Annotated in this window: 20 protein-coding genes; 5 read left to right on the forward strand and 15 right to left on the reverse strand. The window is 58.8% G+C overall.

Annotated elements, in window-relative coordinates; translation table 11 throughout:
* Positions 1–8 precede the first annotated feature (8 nt).
* Positions 9–896, forward strand: coding sequence for an FHA domain-containing protein (locus ACX80D_RS15155; RefSeq protein ID WP_459323704.1), 888 nt, complete (start codon positions 9–11; stop codon positions 894–896).
* Positions 897–1099: 203 nt separating this feature from the next.
* On the opposite strand, the gene ACX80D_RS15160 is transcribed toward ACX80D_RS15155, so the two are convergent.
* The 7 genes from ACX80D_RS15160 to galU form a co-directional block, all read right to left on the reverse strand.
* Positions 1100–2728 carry a DHA2 family efflux MFS transporter permease subunit gene (locus ACX80D_RS15160; protein ID WP_459323705.1) on the reverse strand — a complete coding sequence of 543 codons (1629 nt, stop codon included), beginning with the start codon at positions 2726–2728 and terminating at the stop codon, positions 1100–1102.
* A 106-nt stretch (positions 2729–2834) separates the two neighbouring features.
* Positions 2835–4547: an ABC1 kinase family protein gene (locus tag ACX80D_RS15165; protein ID WP_459323706.1), complete on the reverse strand. Its 1713-nt coding sequence runs from the start codon at positions 4545–4547 to the stop codon at positions 2835–2837.
* A 14-nt stretch (positions 4548–4561) separates the two neighbouring features.
* Positions 4562–5074: a PadR family transcriptional regulator gene (locus ACX80D_RS15170; RefSeq protein WP_459323723.1), complete on the reverse strand. Its 513-nt coding sequence runs from the start codon at positions 5072–5074 to the stop codon at positions 4562–4564.
* 357 nt (positions 5075–5431) lie between these two features.
* Complete coding sequence (locus tag ACX80D_RS15175) at positions 5432–5959, reverse strand: hypothetical protein (protein ID WP_459323707.1); 528 nt, start codon at positions 5957–5959, stop codon at positions 5432–5434.
* Positions 5960–6238: 279 nt separating this feature from the next.
* Positions 6239–7042 (reverse strand): hypothetical protein, encoded by an 804-nt coding sequence (locus ACX80D_RS15180; protein ID WP_459323708.1) that lies wholly within the window; start codon positions 7040–7042, stop codon positions 6239–6241.
* A gap of 198 nt (positions 7043–7240) precedes the next feature.
* The gene (locus ACX80D_RS15185; RefSeq protein WP_459323709.1) at positions 7241–7867 is read right to left on the reverse strand and encodes a GNAT family N-acetyltransferase; all 627 of its coding nucleotides are present in this window, start codon (positions 7865–7867) and stop codon (positions 7241–7243) included.
* Positions 7868–7871: 4 nt separating this feature from the next.
* Positions 7872–8774 (reverse strand): UTP--glucose-1-phosphate uridylyltransferase GalU, encoded by a 903-nt coding sequence (gene galU / locus ACX80D_RS15190; protein WP_459323710.1) that lies wholly within the window; start codon positions 8772–8774, stop codon positions 7872–7874.
* A 90-nt stretch (positions 8775–8864) separates the two neighbouring features.
* On the opposite strand from galU, the gene ACX80D_RS15195 reads away from it, so the two are divergent.
* The 3 genes from ACX80D_RS15195 (at position 8865) to ACX80D_RS15205 (ending at position 10988) form a co-directional block, all read left to right on the forward strand.
* Complete coding sequence (locus ACX80D_RS15195) at positions 8865–9551, forward strand: 5-formyltetrahydrofolate cyclo-ligase (protein WP_459323711.1); 687 nt, start codon at positions 8865–8867, stop codon at positions 9549–9551.
* Between the two features lie 144 nt (positions 9552–9695).
* Positions 9696–10043: an FmdB family zinc ribbon protein gene (locus ACX80D_RS15200; protein WP_459323712.1), complete on the forward strand. Its 348-nt coding sequence runs from the start codon at positions 9696–9698 to the stop codon at positions 10041–10043.
* 99 nt (positions 10044–10142) lie between these two features.
* Positions 10143–10988, forward strand: a complete 846-nt coding sequence (locus tag ACX80D_RS15205; RefSeq protein WP_459323713.1) for a CpaB family protein — start codon at positions 10143–10145, stop codon at positions 10986–10988.
* A gap of 92 nt (positions 10989–11080) precedes the next feature.
* Here the strand turns inward: ACX80D_RS15205 and ACX80D_RS15210 are convergent, their stop codons facing one another.
* The 8 genes from ACX80D_RS15210 to ACX80D_RS15245 all read right to left on the reverse strand — a co-directional run bounded on the left by ACX80D_RS15210 (position 11081) and on the right by ACX80D_RS15245 (position 22213).
* The gene (locus tag ACX80D_RS15210; RefSeq protein ID WP_459323714.1) at positions 11081–11593 is read right to left on the reverse strand and encodes a hypothetical protein; all 513 of its coding nucleotides are present in this window, start codon (positions 11591–11593) and stop codon (positions 11081–11083) included.
* Positions 11594–11610: 17 nt separating this feature from the next.
* Positions 11611–15819: a DUF4011 domain-containing protein gene (locus ACX80D_RS15215; protein WP_459323715.1), complete on the reverse strand. Its 4209-nt coding sequence runs from the start codon at positions 15817–15819 to the stop codon at positions 11611–11613.
* A 112-nt stretch (positions 15820–15931) separates the two neighbouring features.
* Positions 15932–17521, reverse strand: coding sequence for a glutamine-hydrolyzing GMP synthase (gene guaA / locus ACX80D_RS15220; RefSeq protein WP_459323716.1), 1590 nt, complete (start codon positions 17519–17521; stop codon positions 15932–15934).
* Positions 17522–17634: 113 nt separating this feature from the next.
* Positions 17635–18177, reverse strand: a complete 543-nt coding sequence (locus ACX80D_RS15225) for a DUF3817 domain-containing protein (protein ID WP_459323724.1) — start codon at positions 18175–18177, stop codon at positions 17635–17637.
* 79 nt (positions 18178–18256) lie between these two features.
* Positions 18257–19141, reverse strand: coding sequence for an SURF1 family protein (locus tag ACX80D_RS15230; RefSeq protein WP_459323717.1), 885 nt, complete (start codon positions 19139–19141; stop codon positions 18257–18259).
* An 85-nt stretch (positions 19142–19226) separates the two neighbouring features.
* Positions 19227–19718 carry a PTS sugar transporter subunit IIA gene (locus tag ACX80D_RS15235; RefSeq protein ID WP_459323718.1) on the reverse strand — a complete coding sequence of 164 codons (492 nt, stop codon included), beginning with the start codon at positions 19716–19718 and terminating at the stop codon, positions 19227–19229.
* A gap of 233 nt (positions 19719–19951) precedes the next feature.
* Positions 19952–21079 carry a GuaB3 family IMP dehydrogenase-related protein gene (locus tag ACX80D_RS15240; RefSeq protein WP_459323719.1) on the reverse strand — a complete coding sequence of 376 codons (1128 nt, stop codon included), beginning with the start codon at positions 21077–21079 and terminating at the stop codon, positions 19952–19954.
* 33 nt (positions 21080–21112) lie between these two features.
* Positions 21113–22213, reverse strand: coding sequence for a BtrH N-terminal domain-containing protein (locus tag ACX80D_RS15245; RefSeq protein ID WP_459323720.1), 1101 nt, complete (start codon positions 22211–22213; stop codon positions 21113–21115).
* 580 nt (positions 22214–22793) lie between these two features.
* On the opposite strand from ACX80D_RS15245, the gene ACX80D_RS15250 reads away from it, so the two are divergent.
* Positions 22794–23408, forward strand: a complete 615-nt coding sequence (locus ACX80D_RS15250) for a hypothetical protein (RefSeq protein ID WP_459323721.1) — start codon at positions 22794–22796, stop codon at positions 23406–23408.
* Positions 23409–23508 lie beyond the last annotated feature (100 nt).

Here is a 23508-nt window from a genome sequence, read left to right on the forward strand (position 1 = left end):
GGTGAACCATGCGTTTTGACATCGATCTTGAATTCTCCACGACTCTGCCCGCAGATGAAGACCATGAAGCCACCGTTGTGGCTGGCAAAATTGAGGCCAGCGGGCGTGAAATTCACGTCCACACGGACAGTGCAGCACTGTTCAGGCTTGGCTCCAGACGTCAATTGCCAGCTTTGCGGACTGTGGCCGAAGCATTGGCAAAACGGGGAATTACCGTGAGAATTTCCGTCCCGGAAGGAACCATTGCCAGCATCGGGGCAGTAGAAGTCTCTGCTGTCCAGAAGATCGTCACCAGATCACCGCATATCAAGCTAGGCAAGGCGAGCACCTGGGCCACCGTGGTCAAGGCGCAAGGGTCTGGACGTGCCAGCGCAAGCCTCATGCCACCATCCACGCCACTTCCGCTATCGCCAACTTTCCAAAGACGGTATCGAATGAAGCCCACTACCACTCATTACGCTAGAGGGGGAGGACGCCCACGCCTCATCTTTGTCCGGGACAGTGAAACATGGAACGGCTTGCCGCCACGCGAATATAACCTCACGTTGGAAACAACGGTCATGGGCAGCGGGGCCGAAGCACACTTCAAATTGCCCGACCTTGCAGCAGTTCACGGGAAAATTATTCATACAGAACAAGACGAGTACGTTTTTGTTCCGCAAGGCGATCACGCTAAAGACTCGGAACCAAGGATCTTGCGAACCGGCGCCAGAATCATCTTGGGACCGTGGCGCCTAGTGTTCTTCCGAGAGGAATACGCAGATCACGGCCGACCATTCGGAGGACGCACAGCAGGCGAGTTTGCACACCTACAACGGCCGCAGTTCGATCCCCGGACGGGAAAGATTGAATACGACGCTATAGGCGGCCTCGGGGATTCTCGCAGACCAAAATAGCAATTACCCAAAGGCTTCAATCGCGCTCTCGGAATACCGCGAGAGACAGCTCGCCAGAAGCCGTTGAGAGGGCTGATGCTCCACAGCATCAGCCCTCTTTTTGTGCCTTCTCTAAGACGCTGAAACGTGCTTGTGGCGGTTCCTAGGCAATCCGCTTCGACGCCGCAACAGTGGCTTATTCGACTCAGGACTTCCCGCGCAGATCAGGCCGAAGTAGCGGACTCCTCATCGGTGCCATCCACTCCTCGCGCCGGGTCCTTTCGTGATACTCCCCCGCCCAAAGATGATGTAGCTATCAGGCCTAGGGTGAGGAATCCCGCGGCAAAGTAGGCGGAGTATTTCGTTCCATTGGAGAACGCGTCACGTGCTGCTTCGGCAACAACCTGATTGGCGGGATCTTCCTGCAGGACGCTTATATAGGCTCCGGAACTTTCCACCACTGCGGTCACAGTTTTTTCCCTCACCGTCTGGGGCAGGTTTTGCTCCTGCAACGAGTTATCCAGCTTCACTGTGGCCGTAGTGAACAGAATTGTTCCCAAGACAGCGATACCCAAGGCGGAGCCTACTTGCCGGGCGGTGCTTTGCGTCCCAGAGGCCTGCCCGCTCTTGAACGGAGAAATATCCTTCAGGACCACTCCGGTGAGCTGTGCTGTTGCAAGCCCAACACCCAAGCCGTAAATGAACAAGAAGGGCACAAACGCTCCCCACGAAGTGTCCGAACTGATCATCACACCCAATAAGGCCACGCCAACGATTTCCAGCCCTATCCCTACCCGCACGATAGTCACCGGCTTGATCTTGTTACCGAAGGCCCCGGCGAATCCGCTCGCCGCGAAGGATCCCGCGGCCAGCGGAAGCAGCAAAAGTCCTGTCTGAAGTGCCGAATATCCTAGGACGTTCTGGAGCCAGATCGGCAGGGACAAAATGATCCCGAACTCACCCATGCTCACGATCATGGCAGCGATATTTCCATTACGGAAGGAAGGGATGGAAAAGAGACTGAAGTCCAGCAGCGTAGCCGCTCCGCGGCGAGCACGCGAACGTCCGTTCTGCACGAAGATGACCCCTGCCAACACGCTGATCGCAAAGGCAACCGGAACTGGCGAAAGCTCAAATGGCCACGTCCAGCCTCCCACGCTGAAGGGGTTATCAACGAGCAACCAGCCATAATTCCGGCCTTCAATGAGCCCAAAAACCAGTGTTGCACAGGTGACTATGGATAGTGCAGCGCCACCAAAATCAATGGCTCTCTTGGAGCCACTATCAGAAGACTCGTCCACGGACAGCAGTAATCCAATGACTATGATGACGCCCAGTGGGATATTGATGCCAAATGCCCAGCGCCACGAGAAGTACGTGGTCAACCAGCCACCCAGCAAGGGACCAACTGCCGACATCCCGCCAATCGTGGAACCCCAAACAGCGAAGGCTAGTGCCCTTTCCTTGCCCCGGAAGGTGGAATTGATAATGGAGAGCGTGGTGGGCAAGACCATGGCGCCACCAATGCCTTGGAGAATACGCGAACCGATCAGCAAATCGCCACTCTGGCTCAATGCGGCCAGAACTGAAGCTGAGGCAAAAATGATGACACCGAGGAGCAACAGTCTGCGTCGGCCGAATCTGTCAGCCAAAACCCCAAAGACCAGTAGCAGCGCCGCGAAGACTAGCGTGTAAGACTCTTGAATCCACTGGACTTGGGTAGAACTGACCCCCAAATCATCAACGATGGCAGGGATGGCGACATTGACAATGGTTGAGTCAACAATAATCAAGGAGACGGCGAGGCTGATAAAAACCAGCCCAAGCCATCTTCTTCTCGAAGTCGTCGGCATGAGTTTCACCCTTCACCAGTACCTAGCTAAATTTATATTGTTGCTATGTTATTACTAGCTAGGCTAACTAATGAAATGATGGGGCTTGATCTTGTTCGGCTCGTGCTCACCGACGTGGCCGCCCCGCCCACAACCCATGCAGTAGGGGCACTGCCGAGACAATCATCAGAACGCTTCCAAGTACACCGTCATCAGCTCTGATCACCGCTCCGGAGATGAGTAACGCAGCAAATACGACGGCGGATACCCCGCCTTGGGCGATTCTGACCAACCGCGCCAGGTGCCGTTCCATGTGAGGGTTGGACACCTGCTGCGAACCATCCTCTAGCCGGGTCAGTAAGGCATCCAGGCGTTTGGGCAAGCGCAAGGTGAGAGACGCGGCGTCGAACGCTTCTTTAGCGACGTCCCTCACCAAGTTGCCTCGCTCATCGCGCAGGAGCTGAGTCGCAAAGGGCTCCACCGAATCCCACAGATTAAATCTTGAATCCAAGGAGCTACACACACCCGAGGTCAAGGACATTGCCCGAATGATGAGCAAGAAGTTCTCCGGCAGCTGGAACGGCAGGGACCGGACCACGTCACCAAACTCGGACGCAAAATCACTGAATTCGCGGGGGTCCACCTCCCTCAACTCCGCGAATCCCATCCCACCAAACCGGGAAAAGAGCTCGGCCATGGCATGCTCAAGTGCAGCAGTATCAGTCGAGGGCACCAGCACACCCACGTCGTCGATCGCCTCAACAAGCCCTTTCCCGTTACGGCCCGCAGCCGCAATCAACAGCTTTCGCAGGCCGCCACGTGTCTGGGCCGAGACCTCCCCCATCATGCCGAAGTCAATGAACGTCACTGTCCACGGGTGCTCTGCAGACGGAGCTGGGTTTGGCGTAATAAAGATGTTTCCGGGGTGCGGATCCGCGTGGAAAAAGCCGTTAGTAAATAACTGCTCAAACATGATCTCCGCGAAGACCGGGGCAACGATGGCGGGATCTATGCCCGCAGCCAAGAGCCGTTGGGAGTCAGTAATCTTGATGGCTGTAACGTCTTCAAGCGTGAGCACTTGGCGTGTCGTGCGCTCCCACGCCACTTGGGGAACCTTTACACGCGCATCGTTGGCGAAGTCCTCGGCAAAGCGTTCTAGATTTACCGCTTCGTTTAGATAGTCGATCTCCTCATAGCTGGTCTTGGCGAACTCTTCCACCAACGCCGGCGCATTGGCCCGGTCCGACACGAGACGAATATGACTAAGCCAGCGACCCACTTTCCGCAGTGCAGCCAGATCAACCGCAACAATTTCTGCAATACCGGGCCGCTGCACCTTCAACACCACAGCGTCCAGTCCAGTCTCGGCAGCATCATCGGAGCGCAGCCGTGCTCGGTGGGCCTGCCCAAGGGACGCGGCGGCGATAGGTTCCGGGTCAACCGACGCAAACAGCGTCTCCAGCGGCGCACCTAGCTCCGACTCGGCCAAAGCCCGGATTGCAGTAAAGGGTACGGGCGGGACCTCATCCTGCAGGCCTTCGAGTTCGGCAGTGATCTCCGGTGGGAGCACATCAAGCCTAGAGGACATGAACTGCCCCACCTTGATCATCAAGCCGCCCAGTTCCACCGCCAGATCATGGAAGTGCCGCGCAAAACGCCGCATCCGCTGGGCCCGATTACGTTCGGCAACCTTGCCCAGCCAGATGCGAGGGAGGAAAAGTTCAAACCACCACGTCACTGCCAAATGCCATGCTGCAAAGCGCAGGATCCGCCGGTAGCGAGCGCGGTGTAGACCCGCGCCGCTGCGCGACTTCGCTTTCTTTTGGTGGACCGATGTCACCTTTGTCAGTCTTGTCAGTCTTGGGCGAGGATCGAGTAGAGCCGGCGTCGCGCTTCTTTGAGGACTTGCACTGCTTCCTCTATCTGCTCAGGTGAGCCGGTACGCCCCACCTGAGCTGCTGCCTGGGCAAGTTCAACTCCGGCCTTGGGGAGGGCAGCGAAGCCACTACCCGTTGCCGGACTGGCGGAGTCCCAAGGTGCCTTCGTCTCAGAACTAGCGACGTCGGCCCGGCCGGATTCAGTCAACGAGTAGATCTTTCGACCATTGGACTCCTCTGCGCTGACCAAGCCTTCATCAGCCAAGAGCTGCAGCGTTGGATAAACGGAACCAGCACTGGGCTTCCAATTGCCGCCGCTGCGTTCCTCAATTTCACGAATGATCTGGTAGCCGTGCATGGGACGCTCGGCCAGCAGAGCCAACACCGCCGAACGCAGCTCTCCCCGGCCAGCTCGGGTTCCGGAGCGCTTTTCAAATTTCGAGCGAAACTCCTCCACGGCCTGCCACATGCCATCAAAGTTGTTACCCATGAAGCCGCCTGCTGGGAATGAATTGTTGTGCATTGTGATCTCCTCAACCAATCGCGAACGATACTTACCGATACCTAACGATATACCCGGTGTTTTAGAAAGGCAATGACTGATGTCCCTTCGCGTAGGCAAGGACGAGCTGGGCTGAAGATGCTTGGCAGCGACTGAATCGCACGTCATCATGACTGCTTGGTGGAGCTAAGGAGATTCGAAGTCCTGGCTTCTTCGACGCGAACCAGGCGCGCTACCAACTGTGCCATAGCCCCAAAGAAGCCATGTGCGATTCAATAAAAACAGGCGTCACACATTACATCGCACTACTTCCCCCAGGAATGACAAGCTGAGCGGTGAGTGTCCCTAGGCCTTAGCTGACTTAGTTAACCAAGCTTCGAAAGATTCCTCCCCCACAGCATGCGCGGGCAGCAGGTTCCCCACAGCATGCGCGGGCAGCAGGTTTTTCTGCCCAAAAAAAGCGCCAAAGGAGCCTGGCAAAGACATGGCTGAGAGGAGCGCCTTGCTCCCAGTAGCCAGCTTCCATAGAAGGGCTAGCTCATGCATTGACTGGACAGCAGGCCCACTAGCAAGGACGTATTCGTTTTCTTGGCCACCCCGCAGGGCTTCGCTCACCAGCACGGCCGTTACATCCGCCGTCGAAATTGACTGGACCGAAACTCCCATGAACGCTGGTATGACAGCAATTTTTGCACCACCGACGAAGATTCCAGCAACCAGGTTGTGGAACTGAGTTGCCGCCACCACCGTGGTTATCAGCTCCGCTTTTCCGTAGCTCCGGGCCCGCGCGGCCTGCGCAGCGGCATTCAGCACAGCGCCAGAAGTAGCGGGCGGCCCGCAGTGCAGGACCAGAGTGCGCGTGGAGGGTGTCAATGACAACCTACACACCCGCGAATGCCCAGGCCACACCAGTTCCGGCCCCCAAGGCCGGCTTGAACATACCCCACACCTGCCATCTACTGCTGGGCTGTGGGCAGACGCCGGCTCAGGCAGCGCACTTGGTAACCGGCAGAAACCGCATGACGGAGCACGGCTCGGCCAGCAAGTCCGGCTCCTCCCACCACAGCTATCAACACCGTGAGGCTCACAGTACGCCTGAACTCAAAGCAAAACAGCCGGGCCCAAAGGACCCAGCTGTTTGAAGAAGTGAAACTAGGCGCGGCGCCGCTGCAGGACGTCGTCGAGATTATTCAAAGCATACTGGCTGCGTTCTACAGCAGCAGGCGCTGTCTTGGCGGGAACTTCGCCTGCCTCGAGGGGAACATCCGGCACAACTGCGACGCCTTCGTTTCCGGAGGGGGCGCCCACCCCGGCCTGGTCGGCCTTGATGGAGGTTCCGGCAGACTTTGGCGCTTCCGGAAGATTCAGCGGCTTCTCCAGGCTCAACGATCGGGCGGCGGTGACGTAACCGGGGACGGGTACCTCTACGGGTTCCCACGTTTCAGGTTCAAGTTCGCCTTCAGCCAGCGTTTGGGTGTGCGCAAGCTTGGCATCGGCACTCCCCTTGGCCGCCACACGTAGCGCTGCTGCGCGCAACTCTTCAGCGGTCAGCGGCTTCTGCACGGGAGCCGGCGGAGCGCCCTCCGCTCCGTCAAAAAGTGTTGTTTCACGCGGCTCAGAGGCCTCAATCGTGGATTCTTCCACAGCGCCCTTGGTTGCTGCCAGGGATTCGTTGTAAGCGTTGCGTCGCGCGGTCTGATCTCGTACTGCGAGGAGCCGAAGCGCAACGATGACACCAGCAAAAACTGCCAAGGCGGCCCATGCCACGGCTGGCGAACCTAGGGAAAACACGTTCAACGCCCCGGAAATCCCTGCTGTCAAGAGAGCAAGCAAACCTACACAGGCAAAAAGTGTCCTGCCCCAACGGATCTGTAATGGTTTCAGAGCTGCCGAGGGCATAGCGGTTGAAGGTCCCGGCTCCACGTGGGTGTGGGCGTCGGAAGTAGTGCTTTCCATTGACGTCTCCTGCAACTGCTGGATTAGGTGGACCGGCTGCGCGCGTCCGGCCACATTTCAACCCTAAAGGGGAAACATGCCCCTCCCAGCATTACTGCCGGTGTGTCGCCATCCAAGGCCGGAAAACTCTCATTTCTTACGCCCCGGGAATGTCCGTGACGCCGCGACTGGCGTTCCTTGGACTGGCTCAGCTATCCTCTACCCCCCTTGGGGTCCCCGCGCCAGCCACCTGGCCAGAATCCCTTCAGGGACTTCCTCCGAGGTCAGAGCAAAACTCCTGTGATCGGCCCAGCGACCATTGATGTGCAGAAACCGCGGACGCAAGCCCTCGTCACGAAATCCGAGTTTCTCAACGACGCGCAGACTTGCAGTATTTTCCGGGCGAATGTTGATTTCCATCCGGTGTAACCCCAGAGCTTGAAAGCAGTGGTCGGTGGCCATGGCAACTGCCGTCGGCACTATGCCCCTGCCGGCTCGATCCTGATCGACCCAATAGCCCAGCGTGGCTGACATCGCTGAACCCCACACAATGGAGGAAATAGTCAGTTGCCCCACAATGGCAGGCCTGGATACACCCGGTATCCGCTCGGTGATGATGAACGGCAGCGCAGCAGCTTCTCTGGCCTGCCGGTTCAGGGCCCGGACCATCCCCGTGTAGGTGGGAAGTTGCCCTGGACCGGCAGGACTACTGGCTTCCCACGGCTCAAGCCAAGCAGCGTTGCGTGCGCGAACACGCGTCCATTCACCCTGATCGCGCAGCTTGATGGGGCGCAGGATCAAATCGCCGCATTCCAACTTAACCGGCCAGATGGCCTGCCCCCACACCCAGCTAGGCCTTGAAGTCAGCTGTGAATTCGCCCAGCCATTCACGTAGATCTGCACCGAGCTCGTCGTTTTCGCAACCTAGGGTCACTACTGCTTTGAGGTAGCTCAACTTATCGCCAGTGTCGTAACGACGTCCGGAGAAAACAACACCATAGACGCCGCCACCCTCGCCGTCCATCGTGGATAAGGTCTGTAGCGCATCCGTCAGCTGGATTTCATCCCCACGTCCCGGACGAGTGTTTTCGAGGACTTCAAACACTGCCGGGTGCAGTACGTAGCGGCCAATGACTGCCAAGTTTGAGGGTGCGTCCTCCACAGCGGGCTTCTCAACCAAGTGGTTGACCCGGACATAATCTTCGCCATCAACCACAGTCATGTCGGCGCAACCGTAGGAAGAAATCTTGTCCCGAGGCACTTCGATCAAGGCCACAACGGATCCACCTGTGCGTTGCTGAACTTCGATCATGGTGGTCAAGAGTTCATCGCGTTCATCAATCAGGTCATCACCGAGCAGAACAGCGAACGGCTCATAGCCCACGTGCGTCTTGGCACGCAACACTGCGTGGCCTAGGCCCTTGGGGTCACCCTGACGGACGTAGTGGATCTCGCCTAGGTCGGTAGCATGCTGGACTGCTGCAAGGCGTTCGGTATCGCCCTTTTCCTGCAGCAGAAGCTCGGTGACAGGAACACGGTCAAAGTGATCTTCCAAGGCCCGCTTGTTACGGCCGGTGATCATCAGAACATCGGTCAGGCCAGCACTCACAGCTTCCTGAACCACATACTGGATAGCTGGTTTATCAACAACAGGCAGCATTTCCTTAGGCATCGCCTTGGTGGCAGGCAGGAATCGAGTGCCCAAGCCGGCTGCAGGAATTACCGCTTTACGTACACGCTGTGCAGAAGTCATGCCCCAAGGCTAACCGAACTCCGCCAAAAACCCCCGATACAGTGACTTAGACACTAGCTCCCACGCAATGATTGGATCAGTCGGATCACCATGGACAAAGTTGCCCTGCGTACTCTTATTCGTGCACGACGGCGGGCGACAGCCGGTGCCGACGCAGCTCAGTCCGGCGGTTCCGCAGACGCTATGAGCGTGAACACCACTGAGGCCAACTTGACGAAGAACACACTGGATTGGCTGACAACACTCTCGGGAGGCCATCCGGGAATGGTGGTCTGCGCCTATATTTCAACGGGTTATGAGCCACCCACCCAGGAAATATTGCGTGCCTGCACTGCGGCCGGGTACAGCATCTACATCCCTGTCTGCGAACCCGACTTTCGGCTCAGCTGGGTCCGCTGGCATCCAGATGTGCAATTGATAAGAAGCGAATTGGCACCCGTCATGGAGCCAATAGGCCCGCGTATCTCGTTTGAGGTCTTGTCAGTAGGAGCTGGGGGTTCCTCCAGCAACGATCAAGTGAGGGCGATCATTGTTCCTGCACTCGCCGTTGACACGGCAGGTATCCGGCTCGGCCAAGGTGGCGGCTATTACGACAGATTCTTAGCCGGTGTCTCCGGGGTTCCACTAGCAGCCGTTATTTATGATGATGAATGCCTGCCCGCAGGGACACTTCCTTACGACAGCCTGGACATGCCCGTGGATTATGCCTTGACACCGTCTGCTTGGATTCCGTTGGGAGGAGGGCTAAATCAGCAGGACACCAATCCACTGAGCTAATGGGCGGAGCGGTTTCCCGGGAATGCCACGCACCGCTCTGGCGTTTTACCCCCGGTGGTAGAATCCAATGTAGGGACCATGGATTGCCAACCGAGCAGTTGTCAGTAACAGGGTCCCTAAAGCATGTTTACAGGAGGAACTTCAGTGCCCACATACGCCTATGCCTGCAAAGATTGCGGACATGCCTTTGACATCCAGCAGAGCTTTTCCGAGGATTCTTTGACCGTCTGCCCCGAATGCCGCGGCACCCTGCGTAAGAAGTTCAACTCGGTGGGAGTTGTATTCAAGGGTTCAGGTTTCTACCGTACCGATTCCCGCAGCACCTCCAGCACCGTACCCGCCGTTGCTACGTCGGGTACATCTGGGTCAGAGTCCGGTTCCACCACAAGCACTGCGGGCGCCAGCTCCTCAAGTGCTGACTCAACCGGATCTGGCGGTTCCAACTCCTCCACTGCCGCCAAGACCCCTGTCACGGCAAGTACCGGCAGCTAACTCGGCGTTGATTCCGTCACAGGATCGGCAGCCCTGAGGTTCTCCACAATCGGGTATTGGGGTCTTTTACCGGACAGCCGCATTCCCTAACGTGGATTCATGAAGACGGCTCGAGCCACCCAGCACCCCCAGGGATATCCGGGTCCTTCGTGGCAGTGGAATAACTGGTCGAATCGCTCACGACGGCCGAACGTTTTTCAGCGATTACGCCGAATAGCGCTTCGACGCAGAAGACTGCTGGCGGCACTGCTTCTCTGTCTGGCTGCCGCTATCACCGTTCAGCAACTCACCCCCTCGGCCCCGGCTACGGTGCAGGTTCTGGTGACGATTCGTGACCTGCCTGCCGGCCACGCCTTGGCGCATCATGATGTGAGGGTAGCCGCCGTGGCCCGTGGAATAGTCCCCGACGGTGCTTTCGCCACCGTTCCCAGCACTGAAAATGCGGGCACTGAAGTTCTGAGCACTGAAGATGGAGGCGGACAAGATACTTACACGGCACCACATTCAAGCTCAGCAGCGCAATCGTCCGACGAAAATAGCCAACCGGTATGGCTGGGACGCCAACTCTCCGGGCCGATGCGTCGAGGTGAAGTCCTCACTGATGCATCGATGTTGGGCAACGAGCTCCTGATCGGATCCCCACCCGGGACTCAAGCAGTCCCACTTCGTGTCAGCGATCCGGCAACTCTCTCCCTGCTGAGTCAAGGCCAGTTGGTCACAGTCGTGCTCAGCCGCTCGGAAACAATGGTTGGTCCCGTGGACAACGAAATCCTTGCCAGTGCCGTTCCAGTCCTCTGGACTCCGGAATTGGCGCAGTCAAGCAACGGTTTCTTGCCTGCTCAAAACGTTGAGGGGATGGTTGTCGTCGCGGCGTCGGGAGAGCAGGCGTTACAGCTAGCTGGCGCCAGCACTCACGGCAAGGTGTTTTTGATTCTTGTGCCCTGATGCAACCATGTTTCTATTGCCAACTCTTCGCTCGCCAACCCGGCAGTGGCCAAGACCTCAGCGTCTGACTATTCAGTCTCCGGGACGGCCGGCTAGGAGCGTGGGGACTTCACAGCTGCAAAGAACTTACTAGAATCTGGCAAATAGCACAGAGCGATTGCTAGTACGCCGCAAATCACTTGAGCCAGGGTGCTGAACCCTTCTGGGTAGCTCACACCCACCAGCTGGATAAGCGTCAGTGCCACCAGGATTCCGGCGCCCATTCGCGCCCAGGATTTGCCCTTCACCAAGTAAAAACTGAAGAGTGCGTACGCACCAGCAGTTACCAAAGCGGACAAGACCACAGTCAAGACGTCGATGTTTTGGAGCGCTTCCAAACTGGGCCCGTTCTCGGCCATCGTGGCATGCTGGGCTTCCAGAACAGCCCGTCGCTCGGGCGAAACGGCATGCATTATGGCAAAGACCGAGGCCAGGAGTTGCATGACGGCGGCAAGGCAAAGAAACCACGCCGCCGCTGTCACAAAACGGGGTGTTGCCGGTATGGGAGGTCCTGACTTATGGTCAGTGAAGGCCCCCAGACCTGGGATTTTTGGCGGCGTGGCCATGGTGGTCCTAACGTTCTTTATCCCCAATGCGGGGGTTTGTTTTCGCGCAACCAAGCGTCGTGTCCACGGTCGGAAGCGGCATCGCCCCAGGTGTGGTCTGCATCGTGCGGGGCAATTTTGGGCAACAGCTCAGCTTCAGCCTCAGCGGATGCAGTTTTGCTGCCTTCCTCCGAGCCGGACTCAGAGTCTGTCATTGCGCCTGTGGCAGTGTCTTTTTCTACAGCTGTGTCTTTGACGCTCTCCGCTTGCTCGCCCATCAGCGGTACTCCTTCTTCAGATTCTGTGTTGTTCTCGGCGTTGTCCGCACCCGATTGTGCCGACAGCATTTCTGCGTCCGCACTGGGTACAGATTCGGCGCCTTGTACAGACTCAGCGCCTTGGCGGCGGCGCGAACGCGGCGAATCAATGACAGCCGTCATAGACGTGTCCAATGAGTTGCCCATGAGGGAAGAAAGATCTGCGTCACCTGCGGTTGAACCCATGCCAAGGTACAAGGCAATCTGATCAGCGCAACTTGACGGGTCGGTGAAGACCTCGATCGTCCATAGTGAAACGTAGCGCCAGCCAAGCCGCTCCAACATCTGCGGGCGGAGTCTGCTACGTTCACGCACACTCATCTTCTGGTATTTGGCGGTACCGTCAGATTCGACAGCAACAGGCACGGGAATTTCGTGATCTTCACGGCCCAGCAGTTGGATGGGATCCGGTGCCGCCGCCATGTCCAGAGCGCCGTCATAGTGGTGCCACACGCGGGCGCCCCGGGCGCGGAGCCTATCAGCAAGATCGGCGACCAGAGGGTCTTCACCAGTTTCCTTTTCGCTGTCCAACGCGCGGCTGGCAGGGGTGCCCAGCAGAGAGTTGCCTGCCATCTCACGGTCAAGTAGCTCAAAGAAGTCCACTGCGCCAAAACTCAGGCGGCTGACGTCCAAGTCCTCGGGACGGAAGCACGTGACGATATGGACATGGGAGCGGGCACGCGTCATGGCCAACGCAAATTTGGCGCGTCCGTCGGGTTCTGACAGCGGTCCAAAACCGTGCAGGGCGCGGCCATGCGGGGTGCGGCCGTAGCCCAAGGAGAAGATAACCCTGTCTCTGACCAGACCAGCAGCTCTGTCTACGGTAACCACGCGGAAAGACTCAGGACCTGACGCAAAGAAATCTGCCAGCAGTGGGTGGTTTGCCATTTGCAAACGGATGGCTTGGGCCACCCGAACTGCGTGCCGATCGCTAGCGGTGATGATGGCTAATGACTCGCGAGGGCGAACCCTGGCGTGTTCGAAGACGAGGTCTACGACCCGGTTCACCTCGGCCACCACTGATTCGACGCCACCACTGTCTGTGCCGGGCAATCCCTTGCCATCGGGCAAGTAATCAACACTCACGGCGCGTTCGAGCCCTGTGAGGGCCCGCCCATCCGGCAGCCGTTCCAGCTGTGAGTCGTAGAAGCCGGTACTGAGCTGACGGACCAGCTCTTCGTCGACGGCGCGGTAGGAAACAGTGAGTCGGTGACGCGGCAGAACTCGCGACAACGCCCCAAAAACACTCTCTAGGGGGTGTTGCTCCTGTTGACGGTTCTCGGGGGCGCTGACGGCCACCGTGAAACTCTTCGGGCAAGCTGTCTGCTCATCACCAAAGGCCACCACTTGATCGGCACGTGCCAGGGAGGGCAACGCCGATTGCAGCGACGTGGACTCAGCATCGAGAATGACTACGGTGTCGAATCGGTACCCGGTGGGAAGTGCTGTTGGCACCACCAAAGGGCTCAAAACAAACACAGGCGCCAGATTGCGCAGCAGGTCCGGCGCCTGGGCGCTGAGCGCGGCCAAAGAAACCCTGCCGTCCTTGAGAACGTTTCGGAGCATTTCACCCTGGCGGTTGCGGCCAGCCAGGACCTCCGACCAGTCTTGGGCCAAGCCCCAGCGGATGCGCCCAGGGCCCGAGGCAACATGAGCTTGGTCCGCGAGGCGGAACTCGGCTTCCAAACGGCGGAGGTTCTCGCCGTCGGACATGGCAAGGTACTCGTCACCGCTGATCATGGCTTCCAGAGCGGACTGCCACCATGCCAGTTCGAGCTCTGAACTGGTTTGTGAAGCAGGAACTTCCCGCCGGGCAAGATCGTTCAGCAATTCGCCCAGGCCTTGTTCGCGCATTCCTTCAAGCAACAGGGTGCGCTCGGGCAGGGTCTCCAAAGTTTCCTGCGAATCAACCAGCGCCTCGAGGCGGCCAATCAATTCCCCTGCGTTGAAGTTCAGCAGGTCTCCGCCATCAACGGTACGCTCTAGGACTGTGCCGAGTTTGAGCAGTTTCTCCCGCAGCGCGACGAAAGTGCGGCTCAATTCCGCCAACCCGGATGGCACCGTAGGATGGCGCTTGCTGGTGGCCGCTTCCGCCCACAGCGCGCTTTGTTCGTTCACCAGAACCAGCGATGCGTGCAGATCGGCGATGTGCACACCCGGGCGCACCAGATCCCTAGCATTTCGGCGGAATCTAGCCCGTTGCAGTGCTGGCATCTCAATGCCGCGTTCGCGGCGCCATGCACTGGATGCCGTGGCGGCAATCATGTCATCTGTGGACCAGTCAAAAATGTCAGCACTGAACTTGTCCAGGCTTTCCCGGATAGCCACCAGCATATTCAGCTGACGTCCCCACTCGGCAAAGGTGTTTCCTTGACGGATCTGGCCAAAATCAGCCACTTCCTGCATCTTCTTGGAAAACACCGGTACCTGGCTGTGGAGTTGCTCAGCCAACGAATAAGCGGCTTCAGTTTCCTTGCGGGTGACCATGCGGGCACCATGCCAAGCGCTACTGACAGCAACTTGACTGAATGCGCCTAGCTCCGCGGCCCGGCGCAGTCGGGCGCTGAGCTCCTTGCGGTCGCGAATGCTGTCCAGCACGCTTCGCTTAAGGCGCACAGTGGTGGAAGGCGCCGGATGGATCGAGGTCAGTTCGGCCAACGACTGCATGGCCTGATAGGGCGAGCAACCCCAGCGTTCACGCACATTGTGCAGACTTGCTACGTGATCAATCAGCTGGTGGCGGTGGTCCACTAGGGTCTCGTGCAAGTTGCCTAGCTGGGGTTCCACAGCTTTTTCATTGCGGGTAATGGCACGGATCAGCTGCGACTTAATTTGCTGCGGACCACTTTGGGCACTGAGCTGCAACAACAGGGAATCAAGATCATGATCGCTCAGAATCTGGGCTAGCTCATTGAGCGTGCCCCGCCGTTCACCCACAACCAAGACACTCTTGCCGTCATGGACCAACTGTGCGATCGCGTTGATGGCAGTCTGGGTCTGGCCAGTTCCAGGGGGTGTGGAGACCAGCACGGATTCTCCGGCCCGAATCATATCCAGCACGTACTGCTGCTGCGGATCGGCGTCGAGCACCAGCAGTTCATCTTCGGGGTTGCGCTCATCAAGTGCAGTGAACCGCGAGAAATCTGGTTCCAGTTCCACCGGGAGGACATCGTCACTGCTGTGTTGCTGCAGCGTTTCGACGAGTTCGGCGCCTTCAAGAAGCGCTGGGTCGTTGAGGTTATCGGCTAAGAAAGCGAAAGTGGAGACCACCAGTTCATGCTCCACGCTGGATCCCGGAATGGGTGCCAGCAGTGAGCGGATCCGATCTAGAACCGGTGCCGGATCGAAGCGTGCTGTGCTGTAGGCCAGCCGTCCAAGGGCAGGAGCATCCAACCGGATGCTGGTGTTTTGCGAGAGGTGCTTGACCAGTGCGGGATTTATTTGAGCCTGCTCCATGAGCTGGAGTTCGTAATCGTCTTGGCCGGGGCGCACGGTAAGTGCGACGGCGGCCAGCAGCACGGGCGCGCAGACGTCGGCGCCACTGTGTCCATCAGCAGGCCAGCGGGCCATTCCGGCGCCGAGGTATCCGACGTCGATCCCACGATCGGTGCTGAGTTCAAAAATTTTGGCTCGCAGCGCGGCGGCGGCTTTCTTGGCTGCGCCGTATTGTTCCGGTTCGCGGATGAGCGTTGACAGGCGGGTTTTGCGACCGGCAAGTAACTGCGCCAGACCTGATGGGTGGGCGTGTGTGAGGGAGATGCTGCCGTGATCGGTGATTGCGAAGGCAAGCGAGGTGTCGGAACCGGAATATGAGTCCAATCCCGCAAGCCAGGCTTGGAGCTCCAAGGAGCTCTCCTTGGGCCCTGCAACTTCGGACACGGGTGCCTTCTTCTCTGCACTTGAGCGGAACGGTCTTGACCATACTGACATGTAATTCAGGCTATCGCCCCTAGCCCTCCATTACCTGTTCGGCACACGGGAGAGCACCAAATTAGACCCGAAATATAGGCCTTATTGGTGCTCTCCGGTGTCGCCTAGGGAATTACTCCCACTCAATGGTTCCCGGTGGCTTGGACGTAACGTCCAAAACAACTCGGTTGACACCTTCGACCTCATTGGTGATTCGGTTGGAGATCTTAGCCAACAGATCGTACGGCAAGCGCGACCAGTCCGCTGTCATAGCGTCCTCGGAGGACACCGGACGCAGGACGATCGGGTGACCGTAGGTGCGGCCATCGCCCATGACACCGACGCTGCGGACATCGGCCAGCAGTACAACCGGCATCTGCCACACTTCGTTGTCCAGGCCAGCTGCGGTGAGTTCGGCGCGGGCAATCGCGTCAGCCTTGCGCAACAGTTCCAGACGTTCACCGGTGATTTCACCGACGATGCGGATTCCCAGGCCGGGGCCGGGGAACGGCTGGCGGCCAACGATCTCGGCCGGCAGACCCAGCTCGGCACCAACTGCGCGCACCTCGTCCTTGAAGAGTGCACGCAGCGGCTCGACGAGCTCAAATCGCAGATCTTCAGGCAGGCCGCCTACGTTGTGGTGGCTCTTGATGTTTGCAGCGCCTTCGCCGCCGCCGGATTCCACGACGTCGGGGTACAGGGTGCCCTGGACCAGGAACTTGATCTCTTCGCCCTCGGAAGCGGCTTCGGCCATGATGGCACGCTCCGCTTCCTCGAAGGCGCGGATGAATTCGCGGCCAATGATTTTGCGCTTGGTCTCGGGGTCAGAAACTCCAGCCAAGGCGTTCAGGAAGCGGTCCTGTTCGTTGGCGACGTACAGCTTGGCGCCGGTTGAAGCGACAAAGTCCAGCTCTACCTGCTCTGCTTCGCCTTGGCGCAGCAGGCCGTGGTTGACGAACACGCAGGTGAGCTGATCGCCCACGGCGCGCTGCACCAGAGCAGCCGCCACAGCCGAGTCAACGCCTCCGGAGAGTCCGCACAGGACCCGGGCGGACCCAACCTGATTGCGGATGAGTTCAACTTGCTCATCCAAAATGCTGGTGGCAGTCCAGTTCTTTTCCAGCTTGGCGCCGTTGAACAGGAAGTTCTCCAACACCTTCTGGCCGAACTCGGAGTGCTTGACCTCGGGGTGCCATTGGACACCGAAGAGGCACTTTTCCTCGTTAGCGAAGGCAGCAACGGGTGCTCCAGCGGAGGAAGCGAGCACATCGAAGCCCTCAGGGGCTTCCTGCACGCTGTCGCCGTGGCTCATCCATGTGGTCTGGTCAGCGTTGGTGGAGCTGAGGATGGAGCGGCTTTCGCCCAGGATCTGAACCTGAGTGGAACCGTATTCGCGCAGACCAGTCTGTGCAACAGTTCCGCCGAGGGCTGCGGCCATGGCCTGGAAGCCATAGCAAATGCCGAGAACGGGGATGCCTGCTTCAAACAGGTCGGCACCAACGATCGGCGCTCCTTCTGCGTAGACACTTGAAGGTCCACCGGAAAGGATGATGGCAGCTGGGTTTTTAGCCAGCAGCTGCTCAGTTGTATAGGTATGCGGCACGATTTCCGAGTACACATTGGCCTCACGCACGCGGCGCGCAATCAACTGGGCGTACTGGGCACCGTAGTCCACAACCAGGACGGGCTTCTGGGAAGTCTGGGCCGTAGCGGGATTAGTCACCCTATGATCTTAACCTACGGCACGGCACGCTAGCCCCAGTGGGCTCATTTCAGTGACCAGATACACCAAAAGGCCCGTCGTGGACGGACCTTTTGGTCTAACTCAAAAATACTTTAGTACCGCTTGCCTGCTTTGGGATTGGCTGCAACCTCGGCCAGTACTTCCTTGTGAACCTTAGCTTCAACAAAGAAGGATAGGAACGGAACTACACCACCCAAGGCGATGAGTATCAGCTTACTGAATGGCCAACGCATCAGGGTCCAGAGACGGAAATCCGCGATGAGGTAGACCACGTACATCCAGCCGTGCACGATCAGCACCATGGTGGATAGGTTCACGCCACCGGTGACGGGCATGACCCCGCCGTCAATGCTGACCAACCCGAAGCCGTGAGGTGCGCCGGTGGTGTCTGTGCCACCAGCGACGAGGACACTGGTGAACGCGTACCGAAGAATCAACTCCACAGTCAACAACAGCAACATGGCACCGGTGGCGTAGGCCAGGTACTTGTAGAACTTCAACGCGATCAAGATCTGGGCCGGTGTTCCACCAAAACGTCGCTTAGGTGCCGGCTTGGCGGCGGGCCGGGTTGCGGCCTCCTGCGCGGGCTGTGCAGTAGTTGCAGGCTGTGCAGCTGGGGCTGATTCGGTGTTCATGGGCTCGGTCACTGCCGGTGCTCCTCATTCTGTTCTGAAGCGAAAAAACATGGTTCCTGCATGAGCTGGTGCACCAGCCCTAGGCTTTGGGACGTGGGATGCTGGTTTCAGTTTCCGGGTCACTGTACGGGTTGCTGTCCGGATCTAGGTCTGGGTCAGTATCGGAGTCATCGTCGGAGTTAATATCGAAAAGTTCATCTTTTTCGCGGCGGTAGTCATCTGCCACCAGTCGCCACCACAGAAAGAGTGCGAATCCGGCGAAAACTACCCACTCGATGGCGTAGAAAATGTTGAGCCAGTTCACCTTGTCATTTTGGTCGGTGGCAGTGACGGTGATGGGAACCATCTTCCCGGTGTTGGCCGAAGCTCCAAGGTCGGTCCCACCTACCACTTCATGGTGCGAGACGATGTAGGCCGAGTAGGTGGTGACATCCCAAAGATTGGTCAGCTCGGCGGTGGCCACTGCTGAAATTTGGCCCTCCGGAATATTGGCAGAAACCTCAGGACCTTCGGCGTTCAGCAACCGACCTTCAAGTTGCACCTCACCTTCTGGCGCGGTGGTGGCGTCGCTGGGCGCGGCAATCCAGCCGCGGGCCACGGGAATGACTACCTCCGGTGTGGCGGCAACACCTTGCAGGGTCGGGGCGCCATCCACCACGAAGGCTGTGACGACCCAGTAGCCAATTTTGTCCGCTTCGAGGCGAGATGGCACCAAAACTTGTTTGTCGGTGTCAAAATGGCCAGTGGCGGTTACCAATTGACCCTCAAAATTACCCGTCATCGCTTTGCCAGGGACGACTGTTTCCAGCAGTGGTTGCACTTTTTCTGTGACCGAGGGCGGGGCCACGTCCTTCTCAAGGGAACTGGCAAGTTGCCATTGGCTCAAGAGGACAAGTACGGCGGCGACGGCCAGCGCAAACACCAGTGCGGCAATCCATTTGGGTTTGAGGGCAGTTTTTAACACACTACTAACGGTACTTCGTATCTGTGTAGAACGACGAATGCAGGCACCAACGCCCTTAGCGGAACTAGGGTCAGTGACCGAAGGGTCAGTGGTCGAAAAACACCAAAGTTGAGTTGATGAGCTCGGCAATAACTTCTGTATCGTGGGCCCGGCGCAGTGACTCGCGGAAGTTCTCCTTGAACAGTGATCTGGCCAAGGTGGCCAAAACTTCAAGGTGTGCGGAGAAGGAACTAGCCGGCGTTGCTATGAGCAAAATCACGGTTGCCGGACCGTCGACGGCACCGAAATCCAGGCTGTGCCCAAATTTGGTGATCCCCACGGCGATGGATATTTGCTGGACGAACTCGCTTCTGGCGTGAGGCAAACCGATCCCACCGGGGAGCCCCGTGGCCATCTGGTGTTCACGCGCATTGACGTCTTTGAGGAAGCCGGAAAGATCCGAAATCCGTTCCTGCTCAAAGAGCTTGGCGGCCAATTGGGCTGCGGCATCTTCTTTGGTCTCCGCCACCATTTCCAAAATGACCAGCCCGGAGTTGGTCAGTTCTGTTTCATAGCGTTCCAGCGAGCCCGGAGTCATCAGTGCCTTTCAATGGCGGGTGGTGAGAGTAAACCTTCGCACCAGTCTATGCGCAGAGGCTTGTTACATGGGCGCTGTCAGGTTAGTGCGGGCACCAAGCGATGGGCCCCGCCTGGGCATTTTCTGGGGACCGTCCTCAAGGGAAAATCAAAGAAGTGCCCCGATCCGGGGGATCGGGGCACTTCTTGGCCTAAACGCTAGTCAAAAGCTACGGGCTGGTAGCCGGTTGTGGGCTAGCGCGGGTTGACGATGACGTCAATCCGCTGAAATTCCTTCAAATCGGAGTAACCGGTGGTTGCCATGGAACGGCGCAGCGCACCAATCAAGTTGGAGGATCCATCGGAACGGTGGGCCGGGCCGTACAGCACTTCGGCCAGAGTTCCCACGGTGTCCATCTTCACGCGGTGGCCGCGCGGCAGTTCTTGGTGGTGTGCCTCAGCACCCCAGTGCCAGCCCTGCCCGGGTGCCTCCGAGGCTCGGGACAGCGCAGCGCCGAGCATGACGGCGTCGGCCCCCATGGCGATGGCCTTGACGATGTCGCCGCTGGAACCCATGCCGCCGTCGGCAATGACATGCACGTAACGGCCGCCGGACTCATCCATGTAGTCACGGCGTGCTGCGGCGACGTCGGAGATGGCACTGGCCATGGGCGAGCGGATGCCCAAGGCCCGGCTGGTGGTGGTGGAGGCGCCGCCGCCGAAGCCAACCAAGACCCCTGCTGCGCCGGTCCGCATGAGGTGCAGCGCGGAGGTGTAACCGGCGGCACCGCCCACAATAACGGGGACATCGAGTTCGTAAATGAACTGCTTGAGGTTCAACGGTTCAGTGGTTTTGGAAACGTGTTCGGCTGAGACGGTAGTGCCGCGGATGACAAAGATGTCAACGCCGGCGGCCACTACTGTCTTGTAGAACTCCTGCGTTCGCTGCGGGGTCAAGGACCCAGCCACCGTCACACCAGCTGCGCGGATCTCCGCCAAACGGGCCGTGATCAGTTCAGCCTGAATGGGAGCTGCGTAGATTTCCTGCAAGCGCCGGGTGGTCGCAGGTTCAATGACCGAGCCTTCCAACGTGGCAATCTCATCCAGAACCGGCTGCGGATCTTCGTAGCGAGTCCATAGCCCTTCCAGGTCAAGGACACCGAGTCCGCCCAGCTTGCCTAGGGCAATGGCGGTCTCTGGGGACATGACGGAGTCCATGGGCGCACCAATGACGGGCACCTCGAACTGGTAGGCATCGATCTGCCATTTCACCGAAACATCCTGGGGATCACGGGTGCGCCGGGCAGGCACAATCGAAATCTCATCCAACGAATATGCGCGGCGCCCACGCTTTCCACGGCCAATCTCAATCTCATAAGTCACGCCCCTAGCCTATCTCAGGCGGGGCCACAGGCATTAAATGACGCCTGCCGCCGCTTGTAGCTCCTGTGCTGCCGCGTTTTCCAGCACGGCAATGGCCTCTACTTGCGTTGCCATCGCGGCGAAGTCCGGCTCTCCGTCGGCGCCCACCTGCGCCACCAGGGCATCCCAATGCGCGCCCAGCGAGTCATATTGCGCGGCGGCCTCCAGTAAACTCCCACGTTCGACGCCGGACACCGCCTCCCCGTCTGTCGCCACTTCCCGGAGGAATTGCGCATACAACGGGCGTAAGGCGCCAGGTCCGCTGAATCGCCGGCCAGCCAGCAGCCCATGGAGCATCTCTAGCCCCGTCGCCGCTCGTTTCGGGTCGGCAAAGAGCCGCATCCAGCCATGCTTGGAGGTGGGATCGGTCAGCCGCTGTGCCCATGTCGAAAGCCCCAAAACACCAAAATTCCGGGCGTACCCCGGCGGCACTCCCTGTGGTGCCTGCTCCGAAAGCAATTCCTGCGCGGTCTCCGCCATCGAATGCCGCACCACCTCGGCGGTCAGTGCTTCGCCTTCCAGTTCCTCCGCCACGGAGCCGGCGCCAGTGACTATATGGGCCTGCCAATGCTTGTCCGCTTTTCGGGAACTGCGCGCCTGCGCCAGCGCGACGGGACTGATTCGCTCAAGTCTGCCGCCGCCGTCGTCCATCAGGTAATCCTCGCCGTCACGGCCCACCACGGCCATGTCAACAGATTCCATATCTGCCAACGGATCCGCAGCCACCCAAGGTAACTTGCCGCGGACAACACGGACGACGGCGGGAACTCCCGTTTCCAGCGCGGCGTCCAGCCGGCTCTGGGCCAAGGATGCGCTGGATGTCTGCTGGATATTGGCGGCAGCACCGCTACGACGCAACAAATTCTCCGTGTACGGGCCGGGGTGGAAGCGCGTGACGGCCGATGCCGTGGTGATGTTCTTGTATTCAAACGTGAAGATCATGAACCCGATGCCACCTGCCAACCCTGACAGCATCGCTTCAGTAAACGCGGTGCCGGTAAGAGGGTTGCGCACGCCGGATGCGGCCAGAACGCGGGTCCAGAGCCCGGAATCCCAATGCGAATATTCGGTGGAGGGGTCATAGGGAGAAAGCATGCGTTGATTCTATCGGGCGCAGAGGCTCGCATGCTAAGAACTCCCTATCGTGAGGAATCGAAGGCTGAACTACGGTGAGTGGATGAGCCACGGCATCTAGGCCGCGGACCCCAAAAAGTGAAAAGGCGGGTGGCGAGCACGGTGGGTGCCCCATGCATGGCAGGCGGTAAGATCGTGGCGGACCCAAGACAGCTCATTGCGCTCGCCAAGACGATGGCCAACTCGGGCAGCAAACTTCAGCAAACTTCTAAGACCTTCAGTTGCGCTTTGGTTTTGGCTCCTGCCCCGTGAAAAGTTGATTCCATCCTGCTGGAGGTTCCCCAGAGCATTTACCGTTTCTTGCTTTTTCCTCAGACCATGGCAATCTTCCAAGGCGCCGTGAGGATCCCGGCCCACCGCGATTTCCGGGGCTACCTGGAAAACACGCCTGCGCTTCGTCACGAGCTCGAGGCCATTCACCTTAATTGGTGGGCTCCACACGCCGACAGGTCCTTCGGCCCGATCTAACCTCACCGGCCCTGCCTGCCACTACTTGGTTTTTGTTGCTTCCTGCTTGCGCCCCGCAACGTAGGCTGGGGATATGACTGACACCGAACTTCGCATGACAGACCATGAGCTTCTTGTCCTACTGTCGATGACCCCAACGGAATCTGCTGCCGTCACTTTAGGGCTGCTTCGTCTTGATACACACGGCGACAATGAGTTGCTGCACAACGCCGGCCTGACCACACTCATGGTGCGCGGACTCGCTTCACCGCAAGGTGAGAAGATCGTTCCCGTGGACAGATGCGCCGTGGTGGGCACTGTCCTCTCACAGGCCCAGGAGTGGCTGGAAATCAAGCTGACTACCCCCACCAGCAGCCACGTGCTCTTCGCCGTGGGATCCAATGTCGGCGCCGTATTGATCAGCGTCAGTCCTTACGGAGTACACGAAATCCAGCCCATTGAATCCGGTGCCGCCATGCTCGACTTGGCCCTACACCTGAGCAATGAATACCTCACCGGTGCCGCCGAAGGACTTCCTGCCACCGCAGTGGTTCGCCGGTTGCGCGTTGACGGTGAGGCCGTGGTGGCCCAACTGACAGCCGTTGAATCCGGCGATTGGGTCCTGCGCAGCGGCAGCGAATCGGAATTCGTGGAGGAGAACTACGGCGCGGCAGAGGCCATGGCCCAGTTCAAGACCGCCCTCGCGTAGGCATCGAGGCTAGCTCTTCATCGAGTTCTTAACTTCGCGGGGGGGGGGGGGGGTGCGGCACAGCAGCCCGACATGAAAAGAAGAAACCCAGCAAAAAAAA

This window comes from Arthrobacter sp. Sr24, assembly GCF_054511175.1.

Excerpts from the sequence above, each read along its gene's own strand:
- ACX80D_RS15160 (WP_459323705.1), bottom strand. The coding sequence starts at position 2,728 with ATGCCGACGACTTCGAGAAGAAGATGGCTTGGGCTGGTTTTTATCAGC.
- ACX80D_RS15195 (WP_459323711.1), top strand. The coding sequence starts at position 8,865 with ATGGACAAAGTTGCCCTGCGTACTCTTATTCGTGCACGACGGCGGGCG.
- ACX80D_RS15235 (WP_459323718.1), bottom strand. The coding sequence starts at position 19,718 with ATGACTCCGGGCTCGCTGGAACGCTATGAAACAGAACTGACCAACTCC.
- ACX80D_RS15170 (WP_459323723.1), bottom strand. The coding sequence starts at position 5,074 with ATGGGTAACAACTTTGATGGCATGTGGCAGGCCGTGGAGGAGTTTCGC.
- galU (WP_459323710.1), bottom strand. The coding sequence starts at position 8,774 with ATGACTTCTGCACAGCGTGTACGTAAAGCGGTAATTCCTGCAGCCGGC.
- ACX80D_RS15155 (WP_459323704.1), top strand. The coding sequence starts at position 9 with ATGCGTTTTGACATCGATCTTGAATTCTCCACGACTCTGCCCGCAGAT.
- ACX80D_RS15210 (WP_459323714.1), bottom strand. The coding sequence starts at position 11,593 with ATGGCCACGCCGCCAAAAATCCCAGGTCTGGGGGCCTTCACTGACCAT.
- ACX80D_RS15225 (WP_459323724.1), bottom strand. The coding sequence starts at position 18,177 with ATGAACACCGAATCAGCCCCAGCTGCACAGCCTGCAACTACTGCACAG.
- ACX80D_RS15250 (WP_459323721.1), top strand. The coding sequence starts at position 22,794 with ATGACTGACACCGAACTTCGCATGACAGACCATGAGCTTCTTGTCCTA.
- ACX80D_RS15245 (WP_459323720.1), bottom strand. The coding sequence starts at position 22,213 with ATGCTTTCTCCCTATGACCCCTCCACCGAATATTCGCATTGGGATTCC.
- ACX80D_RS15180 (WP_459323708.1), bottom strand. The coding sequence starts at position 7,042 with ATGGAAAGCACTACTTCCGACGCCCACACCCACGTGGAGCCGGGACCT.
- ACX80D_RS15215 (WP_459323715.1), bottom strand. The coding sequence starts at position 15,819 with ATGTCAGTATGGTCAAGACCGTTCCGCTCAAGTGCAGAGAAGAAGGCA.
- ACX80D_RS15205 (WP_459323713.1), top strand. The coding sequence starts at position 10,143 with ATGAAGACGGCTCGAGCCACCCAGCACCCCCAGGGATATCCGGGTCCT.